Origin of the sequence: Flavobacterium lotistagni, from assembly GCF_011392125.1 — a bacterium.
Classification (GTDB): domain Bacteria; phylum Bacteroidota; class Bacteroidia; order Flavobacteriales; family Flavobacteriaceae; genus Flavobacterium; species Flavobacterium lotistagni.
The window spans coordinates 384,345-399,807 of sequence record NZ_JAAJBU010000001.1 but is presented as its reverse complement, the minus strand read 5'-3'; the positions used below and the strand labels follow the sequence as shown (position 1 = coordinate 399,807).

The 15,463-nt window shown below is 43.0% G+C and carries 15 protein-coding genes; 9 read left to right on the top strand and 6 right to left on the bottom strand.

Annotated features, from left to right (window positions below):
- Positions 1-564 carry a gliding motility lipoprotein GldD gene (gldD, locus tag G4D82_RS01700; protein ID WP_166333779.1) on the top strand — a complete coding sequence of 188 codons (564 nt, stop codon included), beginning with the start codon at positions 1-3 and terminating at the stop codon, positions 562-564.
- Positions 565-649: 85 nt separating this feature from the next.
- On the opposite strand, the gene G4D82_RS01695 is transcribed toward gldD, so the two are convergent.
- Positions 650-1,021 carry a heavy-metal-associated domain-containing protein gene (locus G4D82_RS01695; protein WP_166333777.1) on the bottom strand — a complete coding sequence of 124 codons (372 nt, stop codon included), beginning with the start codon at positions 1,019-1,021 and terminating at the stop codon, positions 650-652.
- Positions 1,022-1,150: 129 nt separating this feature from the next.
- Between G4D82_RS01695 and G4D82_RS01690 the strand changes: the two genes are divergently transcribed.
- On the top strand, positions 1,151-2,014 hold the full coding sequence (locus tag G4D82_RS01690; RefSeq protein WP_166333775.1) for a DMT family transporter: 864 nt from the start codon (positions 1,151-1,153) through the stop codon (positions 2,012-2,014).
- A 7-nt stretch (positions 2,015-2,021) separates the two neighbouring features.
- Here G4D82_RS01690 and G4D82_RS01685 read toward each other — a convergent pair whose 3' ends face one another.
- The gene (locus tag G4D82_RS01685; protein ID WP_166333773.1) at positions 2,022-4,061 is read right to left on the bottom strand and encodes an insulinase family protein; all 2,040 of its coding nucleotides are present in this window, start codon (positions 4,059-4,061) and stop codon (positions 2,022-2,024) included.
- A 6-nt stretch (positions 4,062-4,067) separates the two neighbouring features.
- Positions 4,068-5,390, bottom strand: coding sequence for a M16 family metallopeptidase (locus G4D82_RS01680; RefSeq protein ID WP_166333771.1), 1,323 nt, complete (start codon positions 5,388-5,390; stop codon positions 4,068-4,070).
- Between the two features lie 341 nt (positions 5,391-5,731).
- Between G4D82_RS01680 and rplU the strand changes: the two genes are divergently transcribed.
- Both rplU and rpmA read left to right on the top strand, forming a co-directional pair.
- Positions 5,732-6,106, top strand: coding sequence for a 50S ribosomal protein L21 (gene rplU, locus G4D82_RS01675; protein WP_166333769.1), 375 nt, complete (start codon positions 5,732-5,734; stop codon positions 6,104-6,106).
- 24 nt (positions 6,107-6,130) lie between these two features.
- Positions 6,131-6,391 carry a 50S ribosomal protein L27 gene (rpmA, locus tag G4D82_RS01670; protein ID WP_166333767.1) on the top strand — a complete coding sequence of 87 codons (261 nt, stop codon included), beginning with the start codon at positions 6,131-6,133 and terminating at the stop codon, positions 6,389-6,391.
- 119 nt (positions 6,392-6,510) lie between these two features.
- Here the strand turns inward: rpmA and G4D82_RS01665 are convergent, their stop codons facing one another.
- The 3 genes from G4D82_RS01665 to ahcY form a co-directional block, all read right to left on the bottom strand.
- Positions 6,511-8,517 carry an endo-beta-N-acetylglucosaminidase gene (locus G4D82_RS01665; protein WP_166333765.1) on the bottom strand — a complete coding sequence of 669 codons (2,007 nt, stop codon included), beginning with the start codon at positions 8,515-8,517 and terminating at the stop codon, positions 6,511-6,513.
- 85 nt (positions 8,518-8,602) lie between these two features.
- A complete protein-coding gene (locus G4D82_RS01660; RefSeq protein WP_166333763.1) occupies positions 8,603-9,007 on the bottom strand; it encodes a hypothetical protein in 405 nt (134 codons plus the stop codon).
- Between the two features lie 78 nt (positions 9,008-9,085).
- A complete protein-coding gene (gene ahcY / locus G4D82_RS01655) occupies positions 9,086-10,402 on the bottom strand; it encodes an adenosylhomocysteinase (protein WP_166333761.1) in 1,317 nt (438 codons plus the stop codon).
- A 286-nt stretch (positions 10,403-10,688) separates the two neighbouring features.
- On the opposite strand from ahcY, the gene G4D82_RS01650 reads away from it, so the two are divergent.
- From G4D82_RS01650 to arfB, 5 genes are read left to right on the top strand one after another with little or no spacing between them, the layout of a single operon-like run.
- Positions 10,689-11,318, top strand: coding sequence for a 4'-phosphopantetheinyl transferase family protein (locus G4D82_RS01650; protein ID WP_166333759.1), 630 nt, complete (start codon positions 10,689-10,691; stop codon positions 11,316-11,318).
- Positions 11,319-11,333: 15 nt separating this feature from the next.
- Positions 11,334-12,050 (top strand): geranylgeranylglyceryl/heptaprenylglyceryl phosphate synthase, encoded by a 717-nt coding sequence (locus tag G4D82_RS01645; RefSeq protein ID WP_166333757.1) that lies wholly within the window; start codon positions 11,334-11,336, stop codon positions 12,048-12,050.
- Between the two features lie 3 nt (positions 12,051-12,053).
- Complete coding sequence (gene pnuC, locus G4D82_RS01640; protein WP_166333755.1) at positions 12,054-12,680, top strand: nicotinamide riboside transporter PnuC; 627 nt, start codon at positions 12,054-12,056, stop codon at positions 12,678-12,680.
- On the top strand, positions 12,635-14,749 hold the full coding sequence (locus G4D82_RS01635) for a DUF4301 family protein (protein ID WP_166333753.1): 2,115 nt from the start codon (positions 12,635-12,637) through the stop codon (positions 14,747-14,749). Before pnuC ends, G4D82_RS01635 begins: the two co-directional genes overlap by 46 nt.
- Positions 14,749-15,150: an alternative ribosome rescue aminoacyl-tRNA hydrolase ArfB gene (gene arfB / locus G4D82_RS01630; protein WP_166333751.1), complete on the top strand. Its 402-nt coding sequence runs from the start codon at positions 14,749-14,751 to the stop codon at positions 15,148-15,150. The genes G4D82_RS01635 and arfB overlap by 1 nt, the downstream gene beginning before the upstream one ends.
- The last annotated feature ends 313 nt before the right edge of the window (positions 15,151-15,463 follow it).

Sequence of the window (15,463 nt, the reverse complement as noted above, 5' to 3'; positions counted from 1 at the left end):
ATGAATCTAAAAACTTTGCCCGTTATTTTACTTTGTATTTTGTGTTTTGCAGCGGTAAGTTGTAAGGATGATGTGCTGCCAAAGCCTTCAAGCCAATTGCGGCTCGACTATCCGGAAGCTGAATATGCTCATTTTGAGAATGATTGCCCGTTTACTTTCGATATGAATGCCCAAGCGATTATCAAAGGGAAACCCGGTTGCAATTTCACCATCGACTATCCGAAGATGAAAGCGACGATTTATTTGAGTTACAAACCGGTAAACAACAACATCAATGTATTACTGCGCGACGCCCAGAAGCTTACTTATGAGCACGTAATTAAAGCCGATGATATTTCAGAGCAACCGTTTGTCAACTCTCAAAACAAAGTATACGGAATGTTCTATCGCGTTAATGGCAATGCAGCTACCAATGCACAGTTTTACGTGACCGATAGCGTGAAGCATTTTCTGGATTGCTCGGTTTATTTCTACGCCAAACCCAATTTCGATTCGGTGATGCCGGCAGCGAGCTACGTGAAAAACGATATGCAACGGCTCATGGAAAGTTTGCGTTGGAAGTAAAGTCGGTTTTTTAAAGAGGAAAGAGCCAAGAGCTAAGAATATTACATCTTGCTTCTTGGCTCTTGCTTCTTTTTCTCTGTAAATTTTACTTTGAGGCAATCATATCAGAAACCTTATAGGTCTTTCCGTCTGCTGCAGATTCTACAATTTTGGTCAGACTTTCTGGGTTTTGCAATGAGGAGTCATAGGCCACCGTAGCGAGTTTTTTGTCGAAATCTACCGTGGCTTTTTGTACGCCGTCAGTATCGGTTAATTTTTCTTCAATGGTTTTGGCACAACCGATGGCGCAGGTCATTCCAGTGATAGTAAAAGATGCGGTTTGTACTTTTTCAGGATTAATGGTGTGTTTAACCGTAGCCACTTTGTCATCGACTGGCGGTGCGCTGGCGGTTTGTTTACAGCTTATCAGGGATATTCCGGTAATCGAAGCGGCTAAAAGTAATTTTGAAATAGTCATGATGGGGATTTTTAATGAACAATTAGAACATTTTCTACTGAGAAACTGCAGCAAAAATAACCAAAAAAAGATGCGACATTTCATAAAATTATTACAAACTTTGGCCTCTTAACTAACTATTAAGATAAAATGGCGCGGCAACTCAAATGGATTTTACTTGCAGTTTTGGCCTTAATTTGGGGCAGCTCTTTCATTCTAATCAAGAAAGGCTTGGTGGGCTTGAACCCGATGCAGTTGGGATCACTCCGAATTATTTTTGCTGCTTTGTTTTTGTTGTTGATTGGTTTTAGAACGCTACCCAATATTCCGTTGCACAAATGGAAGTTCATTGCCCTGACTGCTTTGTTTGGCACTTTTATGCCTGCCTATTTGTTTGCCTTGGCTGAAACCAATATCGAAAGTTCCATTACTTCAATCTTGAATTCCTTAACACCGCTCAATGCCTTGATTTTAGGTTTGCTGATATTCAAGCTCGAATACAAACGCGCTCAGGTTTTAGGCGTAATTATCGGGTTTGTCGGCACGGCTGTTTTGATTCTTAATGGTGCGGCGAACCATCCGAGCCAGAATTATTTCTATGCCGGTTTTGCCATATTGGGCGCGGTTTGTTACGGCATCAACGTGAATCTGATTAAAAAATATTTATCCGATTTAAGTCCGCTCAGCATCAGTACCGGAAACTTTTTGGTGATGTCGGTTCCTGCGGCTATCATTCTGTACTGTTCAGGTTTTTTCAGTATTATCGATCGAGCGCCGGTGCAGCATTCGGCCTATTTTATTCTGATACTTGGCGTTGTGGGAACTGGTGTAGCCAACCTTCTTTTTTACCGGTTGATTCATCTCTCGTCGCCTGTTTTTGCTACCACGGTCACTTATCTGATTCCGATAGTAGCTTTCTTTTGGGGCGTACTCGACGGAGAGTTTCTAACGCTTGTTCAGTGTATCGGCGCGGTTATCATTCTTATAGGAGTATATCTTTCGAGTAAGAAATAAAACTTGATCATTCGAATTCCGCATCGGGAATGTTCTCGTTGATTTTCACGTCGGTGGTCGTGAGTAGAATTTCCATACCGATGTTCAAGTTGGTCACATAAGGGATTTTGATACCATTGATTTCACGATAATCGCTGAAACTGGTCGTCAGTGACAATTGCTGCCCGCCCATTTCTGCGCTTTTGGTTTCTGCCACTTTGAGTCCGGATTTCACATCATAATAATATTTAGAATGTTCGTCTTTAAGAATATAAGTATCAGCGTCGTTGTAAACTTCGATTCCTTCTAAGGTCAAACCAGTCTGATTGAGCAGCTCCAGTTCGTCGAAAGGCACAGCGCGCTGACGCATTTGTTTCAAATCTTCTCCAGTGATTTCCTTGCGTTGGCCTTGCTGTATGACATAGGCGATTTTATCATTCACCACTTGTTTCATCATCGACATGCCCATGACTTTAATCTCGCGCATTTGTTTGTGGCTTGCGGTGGTTTTTGAAGTCAATTCTACCGGTGCGCCTTGAATGGTTCCTGAGGAAATCGTCACGATGGATTTGACGTTGCGAAGCGCTTTTTCTCCGCCGATGGCTTCTATGTATTTCTCTATAACTGATTTTGCCGTAGCCCCAGTTGGAACTGCTCTTTTGTAATTGGGCTTTTCGGTGGGCGCGCCATATTTGTCGAAATAGAAAATCGGAATTTTGAGTTTCTCTAAGGAGGGTAAAATTTCTTCGCCTTTGCCGACTACTAGAATGCGGGCCGTTTCAGGATGAAAATATTGGTTGGCCACTCGCTGAACATCTTCTGCGGTTACTGCGTTAATGTTCTTGATGTAGTTCTCATAAAAATCTTCCGGAAGTTGTTGTGTTTTGATTCTTAAAGCATAACCTGCAATGGCTTGCGGCTTTTCGGTGTCCATTACAAACTGCCCAATATAACTGGCCTTCACGTTTTTTAGCTCGGTGTCTGTTACTTTCTGAGTACGGATGCGTTTGATTTCGTTCAAGGTTTCCACCACGGCGCTGTCGGTAACGGCATTACGCACTTGTGAATAAGCAATAAAACGTGTAGGGTACTTACTTGCAGAAAGATTTGAACCGGCTCCGTATGTCCAACCGTGTTTCTCGCGCAGGTTCGACATCAGATAGCTGTTGTAATCCCCGCCGAGAATTTGGTTGGCCACGATGACTGCGAAATAGTCTTTGTCTGACATCTTCAGTAGCGCCGGGTTCATGACCGAAATTTCAGATTGTACCGCATTGGGCATATCTACAAAAGCGATTTGGGTGTATTGCAAGTCTTTAGGGGAAGTGTAAGTATTGTTCGGGGCGGAAGCTTTGAGCCAAGGCCCGAATAAAGTTTCGATTTGAGGCTTGAGGGTGTGAAAATCCACATCGCCGACGACAACCAAATACGCATTTTCAGGAACAAAATAAGTATTGTAATTCAAGATAACGTCATTCAAAGTGATGTTGTTGATTGTAGCCTCGGTCATGAATTCGCCAAACGGATGGCTTTTTCCGTAACTGAGCAAGTTTTCTACACGGCGCGAAACTCCAGGAACGCTTTTCTCGGTGGCTTTGAGGCTTTCGATGAGTTTGGATTTTTCCTTATCGAATTCAGTTTGGGTAAAGACCGTATGCAGAGCGCCTTCAGCCATAAGCTCGAGAATCCTTTTGGAATATTTCGACAAACCAGATGCGCTCGCACCGCTGTTGCTAAAATGAATGTCGGCGCCTAAAAAGTCGATTTCCTCGTCGAAGGCCGCTTTGGTAATTGTTTCACTGCCGCTGCCCATTAAAGCACTTGTCAAATTAGCTACACCTTTTTTGTTTCCTTCCAGATAAGGCGGATTGTCGAGAGTAAGATGAAAGGCTACCCGTGGCAGTTTGTGGTTTTCTACGACCATGACTTTTAAACCGTTGACCAATTCAAAATATTGGGGTTTGCCAATATTAACGGTAGGCGACGGCCCGGATTTGGGTTGTGCGTCATTTTGGGCAAATAAATTCAAACCCAACAAACAAACGATGGCTAAAAATATGTTTTTCATGTGGTTTTAATTTTTGAGATTTTCTTTGGCCGGAACATAATCGAGCAACAGTCGCTGGTTCGGGTTGAGGTATTTTTTGGCCACATCGCGAATTTCTTCACGGGTAATCGAGCGGTACTGGTCCATGTCGGTATTGATCAGGTTCACGTCGCCGTGCAGCAAATAATAAGTAGCGAGGCTTTCTGCAACTCCTTCTAAAGAGGCATTGTTATTCACGAAATCATTTTCGATGGTATTCTGTAGTTTCTGATAATCGCGTTCAGAGATGAGTTCGGTTTGCAACTTCACGATTTCCTCGTCCATTTCTTTTAAGATGCTTTCGGTTGTATTTTCGCCTAGTGGCAAGCCATAAAGTACGTACGCGCCATAATCTTCTTGGCTCAAACTGAAGGCGCCCACTTGCAAAGCCATTTTTTTATCATCGACAATTTTCTTGTACAACCTCGAACTTTTACCGTCGCTGAGAATCGTAGAAATCAATTCCAACACTCTGGCATCGCGGGTTTTCATCGATGGTGTACGGTAAGCTGCTACTATGCCGGGAATTTGAATGTTCGGATCTTCGTATCGGGCGCGTAAGGTTTCGGTAATTGGCGCTTCGGTGATGTTGATTTTCTCCGGAGTTGGCCCTTTTTTAATCGGATTGAAATATTTCTTGACCCATTGTTTGGTTTGCGCGACATCGATATTTCCCGCTACGACCAAAACCGCATTGTTGGGCAAATAGAATTTTTTGAAAAACGCTTGGAATTCTTCTAGGGTGGCGGCGTTGATGTCTTCCATAGCGCCGTCAATGTCCCAGCGGTAAGGATGTTTGAAAAACAGATGGCTCTTGACTTCCTTAATAACATTACCATAAGGCTGATTGTCTACCTTGAGGCGTTTTTCTTCCTTGACGACTTCCTTCTGTGTATCGACGCCGATTTGGTTGATGACTGGGTGCAACATGCGTTCGGCTTCCATCCAAAGGCCAAGTTCGAGGTTGTTCGACGGGAAGACTTCGTAGTAATAAGTGCGGTCTACCGAAGTGTTTGCGTTGTTGTTGCCACCGTTGCCCGAGACGATTTTCATCCACTCGCCGCGACCGATGTTTTTGGTGCCTTCGAATAAAAGATGCTCAAAGAAATGCGCAAATCCGGTACGGTTCGGGTTTTCGTTTTTGGTGCCGACGTGGTACATTACCGATGTTACCACTACCGGAGCCGAAGTGTCTTTGTGCAAAATGACGTGCAGGCCATTGTCGAGGGCGAATTCTTCAAAAGTGACTTTTTGAGCGCAAGCCAAATGGGCAAGGGCTAAAGTGCAAAGGGTGAACAGTGTTTTTTTCATGCAGAAAAAGTTTCGGTGTTGGTATCGGAACTGGGCCGAAAGTTTCACCAAAAGTAGTTTTTTAGTTGAAATGGAAAAATGGATGGAGTGAAGAATTGTTTTTCACATGTGAAAGTACCGGATGAGGAAGTGATGCGTTAGGGATGGCAGCATTGTTTGAGCTCTTTGGGCGCAGCGCAGCGGAGCCCAAAAGCGAGTGCGTACAGCCCGGCCGCAGGCAACGCCCAAAGAAAAATCTGCCCAATCCGGATATTTTACAAAAAATTTCTGCAAGAGGTTGCACCGATGGGATTTAGTTGTATATTTGCGCTCATTTTATAAACAAATAAAACCACATTGTTATGTACGCAATCGTAGAGATAGCAGGGCAACAATTTAAAGTAAGCAAAGACTTGAAGGTTTATGTGCACCGTTTGGCTAACGAAGAAGGTTCAAAAGTTTCTTTTGACAAAGTTCTTTTACTAGACGATAACGGCAACGTAACTTTAGGCGCCCCGGCTATAGAAGGTGCTTCAGTAGAAGCCAAAGTACTCCAGCATTTAAAAGGAGACAAAGTAATCGTTTTCAAGAAAAAAAGAAGAAAAGGATTCAAAAAAAGAAACGGTCACAGACAGTCTTTGACGCAAATCGTGATTGAAGGCATCAGTGCTACTGGCGCTAAGAAAAAAGCTCCTGCCAAGAAAGCGGAGGCCACTGAAGCAAAAACTGAAGAATAATTAATCTTAAAAAACTAATACGTCATGGCTCACAAGAAAGGTGTCGGTAGTTCCAAGAATGGTAGAGAATCAGAATCGAAACGTTTAGGTGTTAAGATTTTTGGTGGACAAGCTGCTATTGCCGGGAACATCATCGTAAGACAAAGAGGTTCTAAGCACAACCCAGGACAAAACGTTTACATCAGCAAAGACCACACATTGCACGCAAAAGTGGACGGGATTGTAAAGTTCCAGAAAAAAGCGGATAACAAATCATACGTTTCTATTCTTCCGTTCGAAGCATAAGAACCGGATTTAAATCCTATATAGAAAACCCGATTCATTGAGTCGGGTTTTTTTATTGAACACAGATTATCACAAATTGCACGGATTTAATCTGTGGTAATCTGTGCAATCTGTGTTATTTATTTTATGATAATCTTTCGTGTTTCGAAGTGGTTGCTTGCGTCGGTGAATTTCACGATGTAGGTTCCGGCAGCTAAATCGCCAGTTGGAAACGGATAGCTCATCGGGCCATGGAGCGAAATCGTATTTTTTGTGACGACTTTTCCTTGCAGGTCACTTACCACATATTGTAGTTCTTTTGTCGCGGGCCAGTTGAGGTTGAAGACGATGTTTTTGTCTGCTGCCGGATAGCTTACGGTAACGAAATTATTGCTTCTGATATAGTTGTCGATTCCTAAAACCACATTCTCAATCGAGATTTCACCGACATTGATGCTGTATCCCGCCACAGCCTCGTCGGTTTCGAAACGCAGGCCAATCACGGCGATTTCGCGGGTGGAGTATTCTGAACCGATGACTGTTTCACCGGCAGACCAATTATTGGACAAACCAACCAGATAGGTAATCGGGAATTCATATTTTTGGCCGGGTTCGTCTGTGAATATGAGAAATAACTTCATTTTCGAATCATTGGGATTCGCATTTTTGTAGGCGATGTTGAATCTGAAAATGCCTTCGCCAATCGAAAGTTTGGTTTGATACAAGGGCAGATCGATAGCTTGGCTGGTCGGAAGGTTTCCGGTAATCTTTATCGAATTTCCTTTGGAATACGCGTCGGTAAAATCCCAATTGGCCGTCAGCGTGTTGTTTTGCGAAAAAGCCCATTGCCACGTAGGGAGAATGTCTTGGGCATTCATATCGTGCCAGGAATCGGAGCTGATTTGTGTACCATTGGCGAACTTTTTAAGCCCGTGCCCTGTGCAGAAATCGGTGTTGAAAGGCAATGTATTGATCACCGAAGCTTCCGGAATCCAGTTGCACAGCCCTTTGAATCCGGTTGCATCGACATTCGCCGGGTTGTTGTCGTCGCCAGAAAACAAATGGTTTTCGGCATTGTAAAACGAAGCGTAATCGGCAGGGTCGTTGTTGAAATTAGAAAAAGTCGAATTGTTGTAAACGCAGTTCGGAGCAAAAATCCCTAGTGATGTGTAAGGTGTAGTTGCATTCTCGTGCAGGTTGGTCATAAATGTATTGCCTGACGTTTCGAAATTACCTTGGTTGCGGCCGGGCCAAATATCCACGCCAGTAAAAACATCGAACTGAGATCTTCCGATTAACTGTGCCCTGGTTCTGGAAGCTGTCGGAAAGGCATTGCTGCTCCAAAAAAAGTTGATAAAGATATTGCTGCTGACACGAGTTTCGAAGGAGCCATCCAAATCAGCATCGTCTTGTACAAATGGACTATTCACGGCATTAAGCCTATTCTGCCAACCTACTACGCCATTGAGTCGCATCGCATCGTACCACATGACTTCTTTACCCAACGATTCAGCCTGTGCGCTCAAATCTCTTACGAAATCATGCATTAACCCAGCAGTGGTAGCATTAGTGGCGGTTTCTTGATTGATGAACCAACCGTCGAAATTATAGTGTTGCATCATCGCAATCATTTTGGGAATCACAACAAAATTGCCGCTTCCGTCTTGTTCCAGAAAATTGGTCAGTGTGGCGGTGGAACCGCCAAATGCCGTCGGAGCAAAAAAGACATTACCAAAAACTTTCACTCCATTTTTATGCGCGGCGTTGGCCCAAGGCGAGGAAGGCAATTGTACAGTTTGAGAAGCAGTGCCTCCAAACCAAACCAATTTGTCAATGTATTGCCAATGCGTAAAATTGTATAGGTTAAACTGACTTTGCTCACCGTAATAATTCCCGAAATTGTTCATGCCGTCGGGCAAATAAGCGATTTTCATGTCATTCGACAACGCCGGATTGGTTTGGGTTGCGGTGTTGATGAATCGCGTAGCGAGGGGAACGGTTGAAATTAAATTGTCGGAAGCCGTGGCGCCTGTTGGCGTCCATGCTTTGAGCTCGTCTATCGTTAAAATATAGGGTGCGGTATTGACAATTTGAGCCGAAGCAATGAATTTGAGCAACAGCAAGGCCAATAAAGTAATTTTTTTCATAGATATGGTGTTTGTTACCTGATAATGAATCGGTCAGGCTCGTAAATATAAAAGAAAAACCGCCTCTTGCGAAGCGGTCCTGAACTTATTTTGCCTTGGCTTTCTCTAAAGCCTCATTGTACTTTTCCTTGGCATCTTTTCCAGCCTTGTCGAGATCTGCTTTTACTTCCTCGGAGGTTTCTTTTACATTAGCCTTGAGTTTGTTCCAGGCAGCTTCTGCTTCATCGGCAGTTTTTTGAGCCGCGGCTTCAGCCTTTTTATCACCTTTTTCTATCGCCGCTTTAAGGTCGGCTTTGGCTTTTTCCCAACGGGCCTTGATGGAATCGGTTTCTACATTGGGGCTGATTGAAGTGGTTTCTGTGGTTGTGGTCACTACGGTATCTGAATCGATCTGATTTGTGGTTGTGGTTTCAACGGTTTCTTTCTTGCAGCAAATCAGAGTCAAGGTTCCAACTACTGCGATTGCTAAAGTTCTTAGGTTTGTTCTCATAAAATTTCTGTTTAGTGGAAGCGAAAGTTATAAAAAAACCCTCGCCGAAAAAACGAGGGTCTAATTATTAATTAACTCTTAGTATCTGTAATACTCAGGCTTAAAAGGCCCTTTGACTTCCACACCGATGTAAGCCGCTTGGTCTTCTCTCAAGGTTTCCAACTCAACGCCTAATTTCTCTAGGTGTAGAGCAGCTACTTTTTCATCTAAGTGTTTTGGCAACATGTATACTTCGTTGTTGTATTTGTCGCTGTGGTTCCACAATTCAATCTGCGCCAAAGTCTGGTTGGTAAACGAGTTACTCATTACAAAACTTGGGTGACCGGTTGCGCAACCTAAGTTCACCAAACGACCTTCAGCCAAGATGATAATGTCTTTCCCGTTGATGGTATATTTGTCTACTTGCGGTTTGATTTCTACTTTAGACGCACCGTGGTTTTTATTGAGCCAAGCCATGTCGATCTCGTTGTCGAAGTGACCGATGTTGCACACGATGGTTTTGTCTTTCATTTTCTCGAAGTGGCTGCCCAAAACGATGTCTTTGTTTCCAGTAGTGGTGATGACGATATCTGCGTTGGCTACCACAGTGTCTAATCTTTTTACTTCAAAACCGTCCATCGCCGCTTGCAAAGCACAGATCGGGTCGATTTCAGTAACCGTAACAATCGAACCCGCGCCACGGAAAGAAGCCGCAGTACCTTTACCCACGTCGCCGTATCCGCAAACTACTACTCTTTTTCCGGCCAACATCACATCGGTAGCACGACGGATAGCATCTACAGCCGATTCTTTACAACCGTATTTGTTATCAAATTTAGACTTGGTTACCGAATCGTTTACGTTGATTGCCGGCATCACCAAAGTTCCGTTTTTCATTCTTTCGTACAATCTGTGAACACCGGTAGTAGTTTCTTCAGACAAACCTCTGATTCCTGCCACCAATTCTGGGTAGCGGTCAAAAACCATATTGGTCAAATCGCCTCCGTCATCCAAAATCATATTGAGCGGTTTTCTGTCTTCACCAAAGAACAAAGTCTGCTCGATACACCAGTCAAAATCCTCTTCGTTCAAACCTTTCCAGGCGTACACCTGAATTCCGGCCGCAGCAATCGCAGCAGCAGCCTGATCTTGTGTTGAGAAAATATTGCAAGAAGACCAAGTTACTTCAGCGCCTAAAGCGATTAAGGTTTCAATCAAAACCGCCGTCTGAATGGTCATGTGCAAACAACCGGCAATGCGCGCGCCTTTCAGTGGTTGTGAAGCGCCATATTCTTTGCGAAGTGCCATCAATCCCGGCATTTCAGCTTCGGCCAATTCAATTTCTTTTCTTCCCCAAGCCGCCAGAGAAATGTCTTTTACTTTGTAAGCCACATAAGGCATAGTTGTCGTACTCATTTATAGTATATTTGTGTTATTTAAATTTTGAGCGCAAATTTAGACAATAACCCAAGATTAAAAAAGTATTTGTTAATAATTATAAGTTGTTTAGCGTCCTAAGATTTTAAAAATCAATAAAATAATAAGATTCAGGAGCCGAGAACCTGCTATCCGCTATTATCTTTTACGGCGAACCCCGCCGCAAAAGGATAGCCGCTACTATCAGGGCTAGGGTTGTAGGGAAACCAGACGTTTTCGCAACGAAAGGCATCCATCAACCACCAACTATCAACCACGAACTAAAATGCCGCTGCATCAAATCATCCAACCCGACGCGCAAACCACGATCTACCTCTGGAAAATCACCGAGCCACTTAGCCAATTACTAGACGAGGTTACTCTGAAAGACAAAAGCCTTCAGCGCTTGCAAAGCATGAAGTCTGAACAACACCAGCGCGGTTTTCTAAGCGTCCGCAAATTGCTTCAAACCGCTGGCTACACCGATTTTAATTTACATTATGACCCATTCGGCAAACCGTATTTCGACGACGGCAAACACATTTCCATATCACATTCCCACGAATTTTCCAGTATCATCATCACCCACCGCAACGTAGGCATCGACCTAGAAATGCAGCGCGAGAAAATAGCGGTTATCGGATTCAAATTTGCAGAAAGAGAATTACGATTTTTAAATCCGGAAAGTGCAGATTACATCCGAAAACTTACAATCATTTGGGGGGCTAAGGAAGCGATTTTCAAAATCCGAAACGAAGTCGGTATCAGTTTCAACAACCACATCGAAGTGGCTGCTTTTGATCTTGCTTCGAAAAAAACTACAGCCGTTTTGAATTTTGCCGGCAATAAAATCACCTATGAATTGTTTTTCGAAGAAGTCGAAAATTTTACGTTAGTTTATGCTTTTGAAAAATAATCGTCCCAGCGAAACATGAAAAATCTCTACAACGAAATACTCAAAGCCAAAACACAAAGCCAGAAATTGTTAGCCATTCTGCTCGATCCCGACAAAATCAATTTGGACGCTTTGGATTTGCTACTACAGAAAATCAACCAATCGCCGGCTACCCATATTTTTGTCGGCGGCAGTATAGTAAAAACAGATATTCTAGAGGAGTTAATTATTCAGATTAAAGAAAATTGCAATTTGCCGATAGTGCTTTTTCCAGGGGATTCTTCTCAAATTTGCGACAAGGCAGATGCTATTTTGTTACTTTCTTTGCTCTCGGGAAGAAATCCTGATTATCTCATAGGGCATCAGGTGGCGGCGGTTCCGAAGCTCAAGAAAACCAAGCTCGAAATTATCCCAACGGCTTATTTGCTCATTGAAAGCGGTCATCAGACAGCTGTTGCGCGAGTGAGCCAAACCCAGCCGATGGACCAATCTGATATAGAAGCCATTTTGCACACCGCACAAGCTGGTGAAATGCTCGGAAAGAAGCTAATTTACCTCGAAGCTGGCAGTGGTGCGAAAAATCCGATTCCAACAACAATTATTCAAACCGTAAGTAAGAACACGCAAATACCACTGATTGTTGGCGGCGGCATTCGCAGTATACAAGGTATTCAAAAAGCACATGAGGCAGGAGCAGATATGGTAGTTATCGGAACTGCGTTTGAAAACGACAACGATTTTTTTAATTCCTAAACCATGCTCGATTTTTTATTCCACACCTATAAAGACGCTAGTTTGATGCAAATCTGGCTCGAATTCACAGCGTTTCTGTTTGGTATTTTAAGTGTGTGGTTCGCCAAAAAGGAAAATATATGGGTTTACCCGACCGGATTAATTGCTACGGTCATTACGACTTATCTTTTATGGGAAGCGGGTTATCTGGGCGATATGATGGTTAATGCTTATTTTTCGGTGATGAGCCTCTACGGCTGGTACAAGTGGGCGCAAGGCAAAACCAACAACGACCTGCAAATCACCCGGACTACTCAGCGTGAAAAAGTTATTGGCACGCTATTGTTCTTTATGACGATTTTCGTAGTTTTCGGTATCTATAAAATCTTTGGCAATACGATCAAAGAAGACAACTATATTGATATTTTTGCATCCGGTCTTTTTTTTACGGCCATGTGGTATATGGCGCTCAAGAAAATTGATAACTGGACGCTCTGGATCATAGGTGATGTAATTGTAACGCCGCTTTATGCTTACCGCGGACTAGGAATGCTGGCCTTACAATATTTAATTTTTACAATTTTGGCCGTTTCGGCTTATTTAGAATGGAAGAAAATCTTAAGCAACAACATACCATCATCTCAAAAATAGCGTTGTTCGGTCCGGAATCTACCGGAAAAACAACACTGGCCAAACAACTTGCCGAGCATTTTCAAACCGCTTGGGCACCAGAATATGCTAGAGATTATCTTCAGAAAAAATGGGACGACTACCAGCAAACTTGTGACCCAGACGACTTGATTCCAATAGCAATTGGTCAAACCCGTCTGGAAAATGAAGCCTTGCTGACTGCGAATAAATATTTGTTTTGCGATACTTGTTTGCTAGTGACTAAGGTATTCTCTGAAATCTATTACAATTTTTGCGATCCGGCTCTAGAGAAGGCTGCGCGCAAGCATAAATACGATTTGTTTTTCTTAACCGATATCGATGTGCCTTGGGAGAAAGACGATTTGCGCGATGCACCTGAGGGTCGGGATCAATCTTTCGCAATTTTCAGACAAGCACTCATCGACCTTGACAAACCTTATATTACCTTAACAGGCAATGCGCAAGAACGATTTGACAAGGCCGTTAAAATTATTGCCGCTCTTGAAGAAGCCAAACGTATGGGCTTGAATTCGCATGATTTCGTGCAAGTGTACAAAAAAGGCATTCAGTTGTCGCATATCAATCATCATTTAGAGCTGTTCCGATATGGTATTTCAAAGGCGGTTTTAGTTCGTCCTGCCCAAGTAAACGACGGTATTGTAAAACTAGACGAGGTTGTTTTTCGCGATTTTTCTAATTATTTCGACCGAAGAAAAACAGCCCTCAAATTGCTCAAGTTTGTTCCGGCCTCCGGAGCAGCCAGTAGAATGTTTAAGTTCTTGAACGAGTTTCTCAATGAGTTTGATCCGCAGAACGACACGATCAACAGTTATATCAATAAAAAGAATGCTGCAAGTTTGACGGTTTTTTTAACAGGTATTGATAAGTTTCCGTTTTACGATACTATTGATTCCATCTTGCGCGAACTGCATTCGGATTACAAATCTTGGGAAGCCGATAAAAAGCACTACTATTTTATAAAGCTATTGCTCGATCCAGAATATTTCAATTTTAGCAACAAGCCCAAAGCGATTTTGCCCTTTCACAAATACCCGACGCATACAGCCACACCAATTGAAGAACATCTCAACGAGAGTGCTTTGTATGCCAGTGCGCAAGACGTGGCCAATTTGCATTTCACGATTTCCGATATCCACCAATCGCAGTTTGAGAAGATTATTGAAAATGAAATCCGCAAGGTCGAGCAGAAAACCCAAACCAAAATCAACATTACATTTTCGTTTCAAAATCCTTCTACTGATACCATCGCTGTCGGGCTCGATAATACGCCGTTTAGAAACGAATCCGGAAGGCTTGTTTTTCGTCCGGCCGGTCATGGCGCGCTCATTGACAACCTAAACCAGATGGATGCCGACGTCATTTTTATTAAAAATATCGACAATGTCATCCAAAACCACATCGAGACCATCACTTTGTATAAAAAGGCATTGGCTGGAATTCTGCTCGAGTTGCAAGAACGTGTTTTTGGTATTTTGCAGCAAATTGAAAACGGATTATTGGCTGAAAGTGAGATTCCGAACATTATAGATTTCGCGCAAAAGAACCTTAATATTGCCGTTATTGATGACTTTTCAAAGTATACTATAGAGCACAAAATTCTATACATCAAAGAAGTGTTGCATCGTCCGATTCGGGTTTGCGGCATGGTCAAAAACGAAGGAGAACCCGGCGGCGGTCCGTTTTGGGTTCGCGATATCAAAGGCCATGAATCATTACAGATTATTGAAACTTCACAAATTGATTTGAACAATCCGCAGCAATTGCAAATTTTGAAAGATTCGACGCATTTCAATCCGGTCGATTTGGTTTGTGGCATCAAAGATTTCCAAGGCGGTAAATTTGATCTGAACGAATTTGTAGATCACAACAGCGGCTTTATTGTCGATAAAAACAAAAACGGTCGAGAACTTAAAGCCTACGAACTGCCCGGTTTGTGGAACGGCGCGATGGCTAAATGGATCACCATTTTTGTCGAAGTGCCGCTAATCACTTTCAATCCGGTAAAAACCGTCAACGATTTGCTTAAAGCGGCACACCAACCCCAATAATGGACACCGATAAAATTACTTCAGAATTACAGTATAAGGCAGTCCGCAGTTCAGGTTCCGGCGGGCAAAATGTCAATAAAGTAGCCTCGAAAGTAGTGCTCACTTTCGACGTAAACGCCTCACAAGGTTTGTCCGATGAAGAAAAAGCTAGGCTCAAATCAAAGCTGAACAGTCGCTTAACCACCGATTCGCTACTGATTTTGAACGGCGAAGAAGACCGCAGCCAACTCAAAAACAAAAAGCTGGTTACGCAACGTTTTTTTGAAATCCTCAAAATGGCGCTGGTGGTGCCCAAAACCAGAAAGGCAACAAAAATACCTAGAGCAGCTATCGAGAAACGCATCAAAGACAAACGCAACGCATCTGAAATCAAGCAATCGCGAAAAAAGCCCAATTATTAATTATTCATTATTAATTATTAATTACATTTGCCGCGTCTCAAAGGGGTGCTCTAAATCACGAGCTGAGATTATACCCAAAGAACCTGGGCAGGTAATGCTGCCAAGGGAGGGCCGAGCGTAAAAAAAATGTCCGGTGGACATTTTTAGCGAAGGAGCCAGGTGGTGCGTTGGCCGTGCTACTTTTCCATAATTCGCGACGGAATGCTACGCAAAGCCAGAAACATCAATTATACATAACCAGAATAATTACCCCTTTTATTCGTAAAACTTTTACGGATGAAAACTTTATTCGCACGGAGTCTGTCAGACTCAA

Coding starts and splice junctions, on each gene's coding strand:
- gldD (WP_166333779.1), top strand. CDS start 1: ATGAATCTAAAAACTTTGCCCGTTATTTTACTTTGTATTTTGTGTTTT.
- G4D82_RS01695 (WP_166333777.1), bottom strand. CDS start 1,021: ATGACTATTTCAAAATTACTTTTAGCCGCTTCGATTACCGGAATATCC.
- G4D82_RS01690 (WP_166333775.1), top strand. CDS start 1,151: ATGGCGCGGCAACTCAAATGGATTTTACTTGCAGTTTTGGCCTTAATT.
- G4D82_RS01685 (WP_166333773.1), bottom strand. CDS start 4,061: ATGAAAAACATATTTTTAGCCATCGTTTGTTTGTTGGGTTTGAATTTA.
- G4D82_RS01680 (WP_166333771.1), bottom strand. CDS start 5,390: ATGAAAAAAACACTGTTCACCCTTTGCACTTTAGCCCTTGCCCATTTG.
- rplU (WP_166333769.1), top strand. CDS start 5,732: ATGTACGCAATCGTAGAGATAGCAGGGCAACAATTTAAAGTAAGCAAA.
- rpmA (WP_166333767.1), top strand. CDS start 6,131: ATGGCTCACAAGAAAGGTGTCGGTAGTTCCAAGAATGGTAGAGAATCA.
- G4D82_RS01665 (WP_166333765.1), bottom strand. CDS start 8,517: ATGAAAAAAATTACTTTATTGGCCTTGCTGTTGCTCAAATTCATTGCT.
- G4D82_RS01660 (WP_166333763.1), bottom strand. CDS start 9,007: ATGAGAACAAACCTAAGAACTTTAGCAATCGCAGTAGTTGGAACCTTG.
- ahcY (WP_166333761.1), bottom strand. CDS start 10,402: ATGAGTACGACAACTATGCCTTATGTGGCTTACAAAGTAAAAGACATT.
- G4D82_RS01650 (WP_166333759.1), top strand. CDS start 10,689: ATGCCGCTGCATCAAATCATCCAACCCGACGCGCAAACCACGATCTAC.
- G4D82_RS01645 (WP_166333757.1), top strand. CDS start 11,334: ATGAAAAATCTCTACAACGAAATACTCAAAGCCAAAACACAAAGCCAG.
- pnuC (WP_166333755.1), top strand. CDS start 12,054: ATGCTCGATTTTTTATTCCACACCTATAAAGACGCTAGTTTGATGCAA.
- G4D82_RS01635 (WP_166333753.1), top strand. CDS start 12,635: ATGGAAGAAAATCTTAAGCAACAACATACCATCATCTCAAAAATAGCG.
- arfB (WP_166333751.1), top strand. CDS start 14,749: ATGGACACCGATAAAATTACTTCAGAATTACAGTATAAGGCAGTCCGC.